The sequence below is a fragment of the Candidatus Didemnitutus sp. genome (assembly GCA_019634575.1).
Taxonomy (GTDB): domain Bacteria; phylum Verrucomicrobiota; class Verrucomicrobiia; order Opitutales; family Opitutaceae; genus Didemnitutus.
In genome coordinates, this window is record JAHCAY010000001.1 from 1,006,676 (window position 1) to 1,019,271 (window position 12,596).

The 12,596-nt window shown below is 66.2% G+C and carries 9 protein-coding genes; 7 read left to right on the top strand and 2 right to left on the bottom strand.

Annotated elements, in window-relative coordinates:
- Positions 1–152 precede the first annotated feature (152 nt).
- The 3 genes from argS (at position 153) to KF715_04185 (ending at position 4,446) form a co-directional block, all read left to right on the top strand.
- A complete protein-coding gene (gene argS / locus KF715_04175; GenBank protein ID MBX3735866.1) occupies positions 153–1,907 on the top strand; it encodes an arginine--tRNA ligase in 1,755 nt (584 codons plus the stop codon).
- 225 nt (positions 1,908–2,132) lie between these two features.
- Positions 2,133–2,900, top strand: a complete 768-nt coding sequence (locus KF715_04180) for a hypothetical protein (protein MBX3735867.1) — start codon at positions 2,133–2,135, stop codon at positions 2,898–2,900.
- 28 nt (positions 2,901–2,928) lie between these two features.
- Positions 2,929–4,446, top strand: coding sequence for a YihY/virulence factor BrkB family protein (locus KF715_04185; GenBank protein MBX3735868.1), 1,518 nt, complete (start codon positions 2,929–2,931; stop codon positions 4,444–4,446).
- A gap of 178 nt (positions 4,447–4,624) precedes the next feature.
- Here KF715_04185 and KF715_04190 read toward each other — a convergent pair whose 3' ends face one another.
- Positions 4,625–5,275: a response regulator transcription factor gene (locus tag KF715_04190; protein MBX3735869.1), complete on the bottom strand. Its 651-nt coding sequence runs from the start codon at positions 5,273–5,275 to the stop codon at positions 4,625–4,627.
- A complete protein-coding gene (locus KF715_04195; protein ID MBX3735870.1) occupies positions 5,238–6,506 on the bottom strand; it encodes a sensor histidine kinase in 1,269 nt (422 codons plus the stop codon). The genes KF715_04190 and KF715_04195 overlap by 38 nt, the downstream gene beginning before the upstream one ends.
- A gap of 56 nt (positions 6,507–6,562) precedes the next feature.
- On the opposite strand from KF715_04195, the gene KF715_04200 reads away from it, so the two are divergent.
- The 4 genes from KF715_04200 to KF715_04215 all read left to right on the top strand — a co-directional run bounded on the left by KF715_04200 (position 6,563) and on the right by KF715_04215 (position 12,446).
- Positions 6,563–8,230 (top strand): peptidyl-prolyl cis-trans isomerase, encoded by a 1,668-nt coding sequence (locus tag KF715_04200; GenBank protein ID MBX3735871.1) that lies wholly within the window; start codon positions 6,563–6,565, stop codon positions 8,228–8,230.
- Between the two features lie 285 nt (positions 8,231–8,515).
- Positions 8,516–9,988, top strand: a complete 1,473-nt coding sequence (locus tag KF715_04205; GenBank protein ID MBX3735872.1) for a TolC family protein — start codon at positions 8,516–8,518, stop codon at positions 9,986–9,988.
- A 180-nt stretch (positions 9,989–10,168) separates the two neighbouring features.
- A complete protein-coding gene (locus KF715_04210) occupies positions 10,169–11,557 on the top strand; it encodes a tryptophanase (GenBank protein ID MBX3735873.1) in 1,389 nt (462 codons plus the stop codon).
- A 139-nt stretch (positions 11,558–11,696) separates the two neighbouring features.
- Positions 11,697–12,446, top strand: a complete 750-nt coding sequence (locus tag KF715_04215; GenBank protein MBX3735874.1) for a tetratricopeptide repeat protein — start codon at positions 11,697–11,699, stop codon at positions 12,444–12,446.
- Positions 12,447–12,596: the final 150 nt, after the last annotated feature.

Consider the following 12,596-nt stretch of genomic DNA (forward strand, 5'->3'; position numbering starts at 1 on the left):
CCCGCAAAGACAAAGAGTTTCGCGTGTTTAAGCAAGTCTAAAGTAGCGATAGCACGCGATTTCCGGCGGCGACCCGCTTGGTAAATCCGCGGACGGGGCAGGCCGCAAAAATCCTTCTTGCTCAGGGCCAAGCGCAATTTCTCAATGCCCGGATGGACCTCCCCTTTCACGTCGCCAGCCACGTTGATGCGGCCCTCCGGGCTGCCGCCGCCCGCTTGGGGCTGGCCGAGCGCGGCTTCCAGCCGGAGGTTCGGGTGGCCGATCCGGCCCACGGCGATTTCCAAGCCAACGGCGCCCTCGCCTTCGCCAAGCGCGAGAAGCAAAACCCGCGCGCGCTCGCCCAGCAAGTCGTGGACGCGCTCGACGCCGACACCCGCGCAGCCTTCGACATCACGCTCGCCGGTCCGGGCTTCATCAACTTCCGCCTCAAGCCCGCCACGCTTCTCGCCTGGCTCGCACGCTATGACTCTGAGGAACACCTGCACTCCGGTGCCGCCACCGAGCACGCGCGGCAAACCTGGGTCGTCGACTACTCGTCGCCGAACACCGCGAAGCAAATGCACGTCGGCCACCTCCGCTCGGCCGTCATCGGGGAAGCGATCTGCCGCTTGCTCGCGTTCACCGGCGCGCGCGTGATTCGCGACAACCATCTCGGCGACTGGGGCACGCAGTTCGGCAAACTCATCTACGGTTACAAGCGCTGGGCCGATCCTGCCGCGCTCGCGACCGACGCGATCGAGGAACTCGAGCGCCTCTACAAACTCGGCAACAACGCCACGCCGGATGGCTCGCCCGAACTCGACGAGGCGCGCCGCGAACTCGTGAAACTCCAGAGCGGCGATCCCGAGAACGTCGCGCTCTGGAAAAAATTCTCCGAGGTCAGCCTCGCCGCGTTCCAGCAGATCTACGACCGCCTCGGCATCACCTTCGACCACAACCTCGGCGAATCGTTCTACAACGACAAGGTCGAGCGCATCTATCGCGAGCTCACCGAAACCGGCCTCGCGCAGGAAAGCGAAGGCGCGCTCGTCGTCTTCCATCCCGAGCATCCGCGCTTCAAGACGCAACCGTTCCTCATCCGCAAAGCCGACGGCGCGTCGAACTACGCCTCTACCGATCTCGCGACCGCCGCGTATCGCGCCGAGCATTTCCAAGCCGACGGCATCGTCGTCGTCACCGACTTCCGCCAGGCCGACCACTTTGAACAACTCTACCTCACGGTGAGAAAATGGTTCGCGGCGAAAAATTACCGCGTGCCCGAGCTGCACCATGTCACCTTCGGCGCTGTCACCGGCGAAGACGGCAAGGCCCTGAAGACGCGCAGCGGCGACGTGATCAAACTCAAGGCGCTGCTCGATGAAGCCGAAGAACGCGCCTTCGCTCTCGTCACGGAAAAAAGCCCCGAGCTACCTGAAGCCGAGCGCCGCGACATCGCCCGCGCTGTCGGCGTCGGCGCCGTGCAATACGCCGACCTCGCCCAAAACCGTTCGAGCAACTACGTCTTCTCCTGGGACAAGATGCTCGCCCTCGACGGCAACACCGCGCCGTATCTCCTCTACGCCGTCGCGCGCGTGCGCTCCATTTTCCGCAAAGCCGAGCTCGATCCGACGCAGCCGCCGACTGCCGGCGCGTCCGCGCCCGAGACGCCGCAGGAACTCGCCCTCGCCCGCAAGCTCGTGCAATTCGCCGACGCCGTGCAGCTCGCCACGAATCAACTGCGCCCGCACTTCCTCTGCCTGTATCTCTTCGAGCTCGCCGGCGCCTACAGCGCGTTCTACGCCGCCGACAAGGTTATCGTCGACGATCCGGCCGTGCGCGCGCGGCGGCTGCTGCTCTGCCACCGCACGCTCATCGTGCTCGAAACCGGCCTGCACCTGCTCGGCCTCCGCACGCTCGAGCGCATGTGAGCATCGTTCACGAAGCCGGCCGCAAAAGGTAGCGGGAGCTTCCAGCTCACGTGTGGCAGACCGGGAGCAAGATGCTCCCGCCACGGACGACGGGGTCAACGCGCGTGCGGAGCTCGCCCCAACTTTTTAAATCCGCGTAAGCTTTCCTCTCGGTCGCACTCCGGGCCGTTTGCGGACCAATTCACTCTTGCCGGTGTCCGGAGCCAGCCCAACATTCCCGCCACTATGTCGAGCGGCGCTTCCCCCTCCTCCAGCCCCGATTACTACGTCCGCGGCATCAACGACGCCGAGGCGCGCGGCCCGTTCACCGTCGAGCAACTCGCCTCGCTCGCCGAGGCCGGCCAGGTCACCGTCGACACCTATTACTACGATCCGGCCAGCGAGCAGTGGCTCACCTTCGGCAGCAACGAGTCGCTGAAAGCCTCCATCTGGCCCGAGAAAAAGAAGCTCGGTTTCAAGGAGAAGGAATTCAAGACCGTCAACCAAGCCGGCGACAACGCCCCCGCCATCACCGTCCAGCAATTCCTCGACGCCGCCGAAGGCAAAACCGACGACACGAAGGGCAAGAAGGACAAGTCTCTCGACATGATGAAGGCCGCCATGTGGGGCACCAAGGGTGCCGCGGTCATCATGTTCGTCAGCGCCGTGGCGCTCATGTTGCCCGGCCTCGAGGCGCTCACCGCGCTGGATTTCGGCAAGCTGCTCGACAAGCCGCTCGTCTTCCTCGGCGCGCTCGATCTCTTCCTCGGTCTTCTGCTTCTGCTCGGCGTCATCAGCCTCTACCCCTTCGTGCGCTTCCGCGCCGTGTTCGGTTTCGGTTTCCTCGGCTTCATCCTCTGGACCCAAGGCGAACCGGTCGCGATCGCCGCGCTGGCCGCCGGCTCAGCGGGACTTTATTTCAGCACGATCTTCCTCAGTTACATTCCGCTCGGCGTCGCGCTGCTCGCCGGCATCGGCGGCATGGGCGCGCTGGCGGCGATGAATCTGCTCTGAACACCGCGGCCGCCCGCGCCGCGCCCGCATGAACTGGCTGAAACAACTCGCCGCCCGTCTCCAGCGGCTCTGGCACACCGACATCTGGGCCGCCGCCACGGCGCGGGATCGCTCTTTCAAAGGCCGCGCCTACGCGGTGCTCCGTGTGATCTCGATCACGATCTCCGGCCTGCAGGAACTCAAGGTCGCCGCGCGCGCCGCCGCGCTCAGTTACAGTTCGCTGCTCGGTCTCGGCCCTCTCGTCGCGCTCACGGTGCTCATCGCCGGCTTCGCGCTCGGCGATCGCGATCCGGTGATCCTCGCGCGCAGCCTGAACAACATCATTTCGTTCGTCGCCCCGCAGGTGGCGCAATACGATCGCGCCACCGTCACCGAACCGGAGGACGACGCCCCACCCGAGCTGCGAGAGGCCGCGCCACCCGGCCCGCGCGCCGCGGCGACAGCCCAGCCCGATCCGGAACTCGTCAAATTCATCACGCATCTCATCGAGAGCTCGCGCTCCGGCGCGGCGGGTGCGCTCGGCTTGCTGACACTGCTCATCATCGCCGTGCAATTGTTCACAACGGTCGAGAATGCCTTCAACGACATCTGGGGCGTGCGCCGCGGCCGCAGCTGGCTGACGCGCATCGTATATTACTGGACCGTCATCACGCTCGGCGCGCTGCTGTTCTTCACGTCGTTCACGCTGCTGTCCGCCGGCACGTTCATCGGCGTGTTTCTCGAAAAGCTCCCGATGGGCGGACACCTGAAAGCGCTGTTCGCCTGGATGCTGCCCTCCTCGTCGGCCGTGCTTTTGGTGATCGTCCTCACGCTCTTCTACCGCGCGATTCCCAACACCCGTGTGCGTTGGACCGCCGCGCTGATCGGCGCGATCGTCGTCACTGCACTCCTGCTGCTGAACAACACGCTCGCGTTCCTCTACTTCAAGCGCGTCGTTCTCTCCAAGAGCCTCTACGGCTCCGTCGCGCTCCCGATCGTGCTCATGCTCGGCCTCTACATTTTCTGGTTCTTCGTGCTCGTCGGCGGCCAGATCACCTATGCGGTGCAGAACGTCCACTATCGCAGCAGCCAGACCGCGTGGCACAGCCTGAATCACTTCGCCCGCGAAAGCCTCTCGCTCCTCGTGCTCCTGCTCATCGCACGGCGCTTCAAGGAGTGCCTCGCGCCCTACTCCGTCACGCAACTGGCCCACCGCATCCGCGTGCCCTCGCAGGTCCTCAACGAAAGCCTCAACCGCCTCTGCGATCTCCAGCTCATCGCGCAGCTCCCCTCCGCCGAGGACAAGGATCCGAACGACTACCGCTACCAACCCGCGCGGCCGCTCAACAAGGTCACGCTGCTCCAGTTCCAGCAACTCTTCGTCCACTACGGCGAATCGCCCAGCGGCGAGATGCTCGACAGCGTCGATCCCATCCTCGCCCACTATCACGCACGGCTCGCCGCGGTCCTTCCGGAAGCGATCGGCGGCCAGACACTCGACGAACTGCTCGAAAGCTTCGAGTCAAAGGTCACTCGCGCGCCCTTCGTCGCGCCCGATAGCCACTGACGCGCCCCGCCAAAAGCAAACCGCTCGCTTGGTTGAACACCCAAGCGAGCGGCACGTAGTGCTAAACTAAGTCGAGTTGAAAACCCAACACGCGGGCGGGAGATTACCGCATCGGGGATTTTTCGTCTGTAGGACCGGGCATAATCCTTCTGTCAGACTCGCCCGGACGTGCGTCCGATCACAACACTCCCTCGGTCCAACGCACCGCGGCGCGCATGAGCTCCGTCGCATCGGCGAGACCCAGCTTGTCTTTGATGCGTGCCTGATACTCCTGCACGGTCTTCATGCTCACGCCGAGATCGGTCGCGATGCGCTTCGTCGCGTGACCTTCGCCCATCCGCCGAAACACTTCGAGCTCGCGATCGCTCAACGCATCGACCGTGCCCGGTGCGTTGCGCCGGCCCACCATGCGCTCGGCCAGCCGCGACAGCACTTCCGGATTCGCGTAGACGCTGCCGCTGCGCACCGTGCGGATCGCCTCCACGATGCGAGTCGTCGACTCGCGCTTCATCACGTAGCCGGCCGCGCCCGCGCGCAGCGCCCGTTCCACCTGCGCGAGCTCCTCGTGCATCGACAGCACGATGACCCGCACTGCCGGCAGCTGCGCCCGCAGATCCTTGATCAAATCGAGCCCGGTGCCCGAACGCAGCGTGAGATCGACGATGGCGATGTCCGGTGCCGATGCCCGCATCGCGGCGAGCGCGCTCGCCGCATCCTCGGCCTGCCCGACGACTTCGAAACCGGGCTCGCCGCGCAGCAGCTGCTCGAGCCACTCGCGCACCAACGGGTGATCATCGACCAGAAAGATTCGAATCGTCTCTGTTTTCATGGGAAATTCTGCCGCCTCCGCCCGTGAGCGGCACCGCGCACATGATCCGCGTGCCGCGCCCGCGCTGCGAGGTGATGAGCAACCGCGAGCCGAGGTGCTCCGCGCGATGCCGCATGATGCGCAGCCCCATTCCCGCCGTCCGCCCGTCGTCCGGCCGCAACCCGCGCCCGTCGTCCTCCACCGAGACCAACAGGTCCGGCCCCACCTGCCGCAACGTCACCGTCACGCGCGTGGCGCCGCTGTGCCGGCAGGCGTTGCGCGCCGCCTCCTGCGCAATCCGGAAAATCTGCGCGGCCACCGCCGCGTCCGCCAGCCCTGACGGCGTCTCGACGCTCGCCCCGCAATTCACCTTGGGGAACTGTTGCCGCAAGCCCGCGCACAGCTCGACCAGTTCCGAGGCCAGCCGCTCGGGCTCGATCCGTTCGAGCAGCAAGCCCCGCGCGAGCTGGCGCGTCTGGGCGATCCCCTGCTCCACGAGATCGGCGATCTTGCGCGCCTCGCGTGCGCCGTTCTCGTCATGCGCGTGCAGTCGCTGCGCGAGCACCTGTGCCGCCATCGCGGTGCCCACGAGGTGTTGCCCGAGTTGGTCGTGCAATTCCCGTCCCATCGCGCTGCGCTCGTTCTCGCTGAGTTCGAGCAGCTCGCGTTGGACTTGTTGTCGCTTCAGCGTCTCGAGTTCGAGCTCCGCCGTGCGCTCGGCCACGCGCTGCTCGAGCTGGCGATGCAGCTGGATCAGCGTGTGCAGAATCCAGATCACGGTGAAATATATCAGCAGCGCCGTCGCGGAGTTCCACCACAGCCACGTCTGGTGCCAGGCTCCCAGATCGTTCGTCAGATCGGCCATGACGCGCACCAGCCAACTCGCGATCGCCATCGTCGCCCCCGCACCGACCCCCAGCCAGAGCACCGACAATGCGACGGGGAACAGATAGAAGAACCCCATCGAGACCCGCGTGCCGGTCACGTAGTCGACCCAGCCGATCGCCGCGAGGAGCAAGACGATCCAGCCGATCGCCGCGCGCCGGCCTCCCTGCGGCACTGCGGTCAAGCGCCGCATCGTCCAATCGGTCAGGCGCTCCCACACGCGCACCGCGGCGGAACGGGAGTCGCGATGCGATGAGACCATGTCCGATTGCATGACGGCCGCCGCGCGCCGCCAATTGTTTTCTGAGTGAAAATCTGTCCGCTGCCGCCCGACCGCCCGCGCGGATTTATCCTGACGCGCCTCCACCGGAACCCGCGGTTGACAGCCCCCCGGGCGCGCCCTAGCCAGAACGTTTCCATTCCATGATTTCCTGGATTCAAATCTACTTCCAGAAGCACTTCCGGACTGTCTTCGCGGTGCTCCTGGGCGTCACCATCATCTCGTTCATCTTCACGATCGGCGCCGCCCCCGGCATCGGCCGCGCCGGCAACAAGCTCCTCGAGCAGCCGTTCTACGGCCACAACCTGGGCAGCGAGCAGGAAGCCCGTCGCATCTTCCGCGACGGCAACTTCTCCGCCCAGCTCCGCGGCGCCTATCAGGCCTCCAACGCGCAGCTCCAGGAATACTCGCTCGGCCGCATCGCCGGCCTCGCGCTGGCCGACGATCTCCATGTCCCCGCGCCGACCGAGAAGGAACTTGGCGCCTTCATCGGCAATCTCCCCGCCTTCAAGAACGAGCAAGGCGCCTTCGACCAGACCCGCTACAAGCAATTCGAAGACAGTCTCAAGACCTCGCCCGAATTCACCATCGCTGACGCCAACCGCGTTTTCCGCGACGACGCGCGCCTCGAAGCCCTCGGCAAGATCATCTCCGGCCCCGGCTACGTGCTGCCCTCCGACGTCGCCGAGCAGCTCAAACGCTCCGACGCCACCTGGTCGCTCGCCGTCGCCTCGTGGGACTACGCGTCCTTCGACGCCGGTGTGCAGGTCAACGACATGGCGCTCCAAAAATTCTTCGACGAAAACGCATTTCGCTACGAGGTGCCCGCCCGCCCGAAGCTGAGCCTCGTCGAGTTCAAGACCGCCGAGTTCGTCCCGCCCGTCGCTCCGACCGAGCCGGAAATGCGCGCGTTCTACGAGGCCAACAAAAATCGTTTCCCCACGCCCGCCGACGACAAGAAGGACGCCACCAAACTCGCCGACGCGTCGAAGACTCCCACCGACGACTTCCCGAAAGTCCGCGCCCAAGTTGAGCAAGTCATGAAGGACGCCGCCGGCCGCAGCCGCGCCTCGAAAGCCGCCAACGACTTCACCGTCGCCGTCTACGAGCGCAAGGTCGCCGCCAACTCCGCCGACCTCACCGCGCTCCTCGCCGCGCAACACCGCACCGCCATCCAGCTCCCGGCCTTCACCTTCGACAACCCGCCGGCCGACCGTCCGTGGCTCGCGAACTACGCCGAACAAATCTCGCGCCTCGACAAGGACCGCTTCTTCTCCGACCCCGTCCCCTCGCCCGACGGCTACATCGTCCTCCTCTGGAACGATTCCCTGCCCGGCCACAAGCCGATGCTCGGCGAAGTGAAAGACAAGGTCGCCGCCGACTACAAGGAAGCCGAGAAGCGCAAGCGCTTCGTCGAAGCCGGCAAGGCTCTCCGCACCAAACTCCAAGCCGCCGCCAAGTCCGGCAAATTCGAGGACGTCGCCAAAGCCGAAAAGCTTGAGGTCAAATCCTACGCCAACTTCTCGGTCCGCCAGCCCCCGCAAGATCTCCCCTACGCCGCCTACGGCGCCATCCAGTCGTTCCTCGACAAGGGCGAAGTCTCCGAGATGGTCGCCACCGGCGACAAGGGCGTCTTCACGCTCGTCGTCGATCGCAAGCTCCCCGACACCTCGACCGCCAACCCGCGCTACGCCGAGATTCAGAAACAACTCGCGCAATACACCGCGGCCGCAAACGAGAGCGCCACGCTCTCCGCCCTCGTCGAAGCCGAGCTGAAGAAGCACGCGCCCGCGAAGAACGCCGCGCCCTGACCACGCGCCTCGCGCAAGTCGCGTCGCATTCCCCCGGGGGCGCAGTTCGCTGCGCCCCTTCGTTTTTTCCCACCGTTCGATTCGCGTCTCACGCGTAACTCGCTGGCCAGCACGCCGTCTATCCCGTCGAATGACCGCCCGCCCGCAATCCCCCTGCCGCCCCGCTCGCCACCCGCATACTCGCTGACCTCGCAGGGATCGCGCGCCATCGCACGTATCACCCGCAAAATCATCCAACTTTCGCGCCGCCCGCGTGTCCTTTTTCCACTCCTTTCCGATAACCGAATGAACCTCCGCCGCCTCGCCCTCGCCTCCACGGCCCTTCTCGTCTCCGCCCTCGGTCTCGCCGCGCAAACCGCCGCGCCCGCCTCCGACAGCCTCACGGTCGACGCCGCCATCAAGCGCGCGCTCCAGCGCAACTTCACCCTCGAAGCCGGCCGCCTCAGCCCGCAAATCGCGAAGGACCAGATCGACATCGCGCAGAGCGCCTACCTGCCGAACTTCTCCTTCAGCACCTCGCGCGGCATTTCCCGCACCACGCAGGACGGCACCACCCCCGGCACCAAGGTCAAGACCGGCGACACGCGCCTCAGCGTCAGCGAAGTCTTCCAAACCGGCACCACCGCGTCCGTCAGCACCAAGCTCGATCGCACCGAGACCTCCTACCTCTCCGCCGTCAACCCGGCCTACAACGCCGACCTCACCGTCTCTCTCCGCCAGCCGCTCCTCGCCGGCGCCGGCCTCGAAGTGAACCGCGCCACCATCAAGCGCGCCCAAATCGGCCTCGAACGCGCCAACCTCGGCTACGAAGCCGACGTCCTCGACATCATCCAGCGCACCGAGAACGCCTACTACGCCCTCGCCTACGCCCGCGAACAACGCGAAGTCTTCAAATTCTCCCTCGCGCTCGCCGAACGCCTGCTCGACGAAGCCAAGACCCGCCGCCAGACCGGCGTCGCCACCGACCTCGACGTCCTCCAAGCCGACGTCGGCGTCGCCAACGCCCGCCGCAGCGTCCTCCTTGCCGAGCAAAACGTGAAGGACTCCGAGGAAGCTCTCCTCGCCCTCATCGGCCAATTCGAACTCGATTCCGCCGTCGGCACCGTCGCCCTCCCGTCCGCCACGCCCGAGATGCCCACCTTCGCCTCATCCTACAACGCCGCGAAACTCCACCAGCCCGACTACATCGCCGCCAAACTCCTCCTCGACCAGCTCCAGCTCGACGCCCGCGTCGCCAAGAGCAACCGCCTCCCCGACGTCAGCGTCGGCGGCGCCGTCGGCTTCAATTCCTATCCCTCCGCCACCAGTTACTCGTCCGCCGTCAGCAGCGCGCTCGACCGCGACAGCAACTCCTGGCAAGTCGACCTCACCGTCAACGTGCCCTGGGGCCAGAAAGCCGACCGCGCCCGTTACCGCCAGGCTCTCGCCACGGTCAACCAGCAGGAAATCAGCGTCCGTTCCCTCGAACAAAGCATCGAGGTGCAAGTCCGCGCCGCCGTCCGCGCCGTCGAGACCAACACCGAAACCGTGAAAATCTCCGCGCAAGCCCGCGCGCTCAGTGAGAAGCAATACGAGCTCGAGCAAGCCCGCTTCAGCGCCGGCCTCTCCACCTCCCGCCGCGTCCTTGAAGCGCAGAACGATCTCGAGTCCGCCAAAGTCGCCGAGCTCCAATCGAAAGTCGCGCTCCGCAACTCCTACACCGCGCTCTACCGCCTCGAAGGCAGCGCCCTCCAGCGCTACGGCCTGTCGCTCCAGTAACAACTTTTGCCGGAGGGTCCGCGTCCCCGCGGGCCGCCAAGCCCCGCCCACCGCGGGGCTTTTTTCTTTTCCCCGACCCGGCTCCGAACCGATCCGCGGACGCGCTAGCCCAAACGGCCTACCTACTTTCCGTTGGCACGCGCGTCGTGCGCGGCGATATCCTGCGGGCAAAAACCCCGCATGCACTTCAAGACCATCATCGAGCCGTTCCGCATCAAGGCGGTCGAGCCCATCCGCTTCACCACGCGCGAGCAGCGCGTCGCCGCACTCACGGCCGCGGACTACAACCTCTTCAAGCTCCGCGCCGAGGACGTCATCATCGACCTCCTCACCGATTCCGGCACCGGCGCCATGTCCGCCGCCCAATGGGCCGGCATGATGCAAGGCGACGAGTCCTACGCCGGCGCGCGCTCCTTCTTCAAATTCGAGCAGGCCGTCCGCGACATCACCGGCCTCAAGCACATCATCCCCACGCACCAAGGCCGCGCCGCCGAACGCATCCTGTTCTCCAGCGCCTGCGCCTCCGGCCAGGTCGTCCCAAACAACACGCACTTCGACACCACGCGCGCCAACCTCGAAGCGCTCGGCGTCCGCGCCGTCGATCTGCGCTGCGCCGAAGCCACGCAACCCGCGCTCGTCGCGCCGTTCAAGGGCAACATCGACCTCGCCGCGCTCGAACGCTGCCTCGCCGAAAACGCCGGCCGCGTGCCGTTCGCCATGATCACCGTCACGAACAACTCCGGCGGCGGCCAACCCGTCGCGCTCGCCAACATCCGCGACGCCGCCGCGATCTGCCGACGCCACGCCGTGCCGCTGATCCTCGATTGCTGCCGCTTCGCCGAGAACGCGTGGTTCATCAAACAGCGCGAGCCCGGCCAGGCCGACCGCACTCCGCTCGAGATCGCGCGCGAGATGTTCAGCTACGCCGACGGTTGCACGATGTCCGCGAAGAAGGACGGCCTCGTGAACATCGGCGGCTTCCTCGCGCTCAACGACGACACCCTCGCCGCGAAGTGCCGCAACAATCTCATCCTCACCGAAGGCTTCCCGACCTACGGCGGCCTCGCCGGCTACGACCTCGAAGCTCTCGCCGTCGGCCTGCGCGAAGTGCTCGACGAAAACTACCTCCACTACCGCATCCGCTCCGTCGAATACCTCGGCGAAAAACTCACCGCCGCCGGCGTGCCGATCGTCCAGCCGACCGGCGGCCACGCGATCTACATCGACGCGAAAGGCATGCTCCCGCACATCCCGCAAAGCGAGTTCCCCGCTTGGGCACTCTCCTGCGCGCTCTACCTCGAAGGCGGCGTGCGCTCCGTCGAGATCGGCTCCGTGATGTTCGGCCGCCAGCCCGATGGCACTGAGAAACCGTCTCCCATGGAACTCGTCCGCCTCGCCTTCCCGCGCCGCGTCTACACGCAGAGCCACGTCGACTACCTCGCCGAAGTGCTCGTCCACGTGAACACCTTGAAATCGCGCATCCGCGGCATGCGCCTCGTCGAAGCGCCGCCGCTGCTCCGCCACTTCACCGCCAAGCTCGCCCCCATCGGCGGCGCCCTGCTCGCCTAAGCTGGCCCGCGACCTCCGGACGCGGCCCGAATCGCGGTCACCTCGCCGCGCACCTCGCGCAACACCCGCGACATCTTCGCCAACAAACGCCACGCGCCCGCGCTCGACGCCGCGCGCCGCTCGCGCCAGCTTCATCGCCATGGCCAAACCGTCCGCGCCCTCCACGCCGCCGCCCGCGCAACCGTCGTTCTGGATTCCGTTCCTCATGGTCGGCATCGTCGGCGCGCTGCTCGGCGCCACGATCACTTACCTCGCCCTGCGCCCCCAGCTCGATCGCGCCGCCTCACTCCAATCCGCGATGGCCGCGATGAACAACGCCAACGCCGCCGGCACCGGGATGGGCGCCACGCCCGCCGACATCAATCACCCGCCGCCCGCCGACCTCACCGCCGGCATGGTGCCCGCGCAAGCCGAGCGCACGCTGGGCAATTTCTACTACGACCACCAAAACTGGCCCGAAGCCATCCGCCGCTACGAGTCCGCCATCAAACTCGGCAACGACGACGCCGACATCCGCACCGACCTCGGCAACGCCTACCGCTTCACCGGCCGCCCGCAGGACGCGCTCACCCAATACGAGCTCGCCCAGCGCATGAACCCGCAGCACGAGTTCAGCCTCTTCAACCAAGGCGGCCTCTACCTTGAGGACCTCAAGAATCCCGCCAAGGCGATCGAAACCTGGACCGCCTACCTCGCGCGCTTCCCGAACGGCACCAACGCCGCCGCCGCGCGCAACCTCATCGCCCAAGCCTCGGGCGCGCCCGCACCGATGATGCCGGTCGGCGCCTTGCCGCAATCGAACGCGCCGGGCAGTTCGGCGTCACCCGGCCCGAACGCCGCCGATCAGCGCCTGTTCGACCTGGTCAACAGCGCGCCGAAAAAGCCGTGATTTAACGCTTCGTCGCCGCGCGCCCCGGACGCAAAAATCCGGGCGAATGGGTCACCTATTTTTCCCATTTGGCGCAAAACTCCACTGGACGCAGTCGAAGCGCGTGCCTATCACCGCACGCACTTAATCGCCGGACACGACGCGCCCCAC

What these genes read in the sequence shown, in the direction of transcription:
- KF715_04180 (MBX3735867.1), top strand. Translation starts at nt 2,133, where the DNA reads ATGTCGAGCGGCGCTTCCCCCTCCTCCAGCCCCGATTACTACGTCCGC.
- KF715_04215 (MBX3735874.1), top strand. Translation starts at nt 11,697, where the DNA reads ATGGCCAAACCGTCCGCGCCCTCCACGCCGCCGCCCGCGCAACCGTCG.
- argS (MBX3735866.1), top strand. Translation starts at nt 153, where the DNA reads ATGGACCTCCCCTTTCACGTCGCCAGCCACGTTGATGCGGCCCTCCGG.
- KF715_04210 (MBX3735873.1), top strand. Translation starts at nt 10,169, where the DNA reads ATGCACTTCAAGACCATCATCGAGCCGTTCCGCATCAAGGCGGTCGAG.
- KF715_04185 (MBX3735868.1), top strand. Translation starts at nt 2,929, where the DNA reads ATGAACTGGCTGAAACAACTCGCCGCCCGTCTCCAGCGGCTCTGGCAC.
- KF715_04205 (MBX3735872.1), top strand. Translation starts at nt 8,516, where the DNA reads ATGAACCTCCGCCGCCTCGCCCTCGCCTCCACGGCCCTTCTCGTCTCC.
- KF715_04190 (MBX3735869.1), bottom strand. Translation starts at nt 5,275, where the DNA reads ATGAAAACAGAGACGATTCGAATCTTTCTGGTCGATGATCACCCGTTG.
- KF715_04200 (MBX3735871.1), top strand. Translation starts at nt 6,563, where the DNA reads ATGATTTCCTGGATTCAAATCTACTTCCAGAAGCACTTCCGGACTGTC.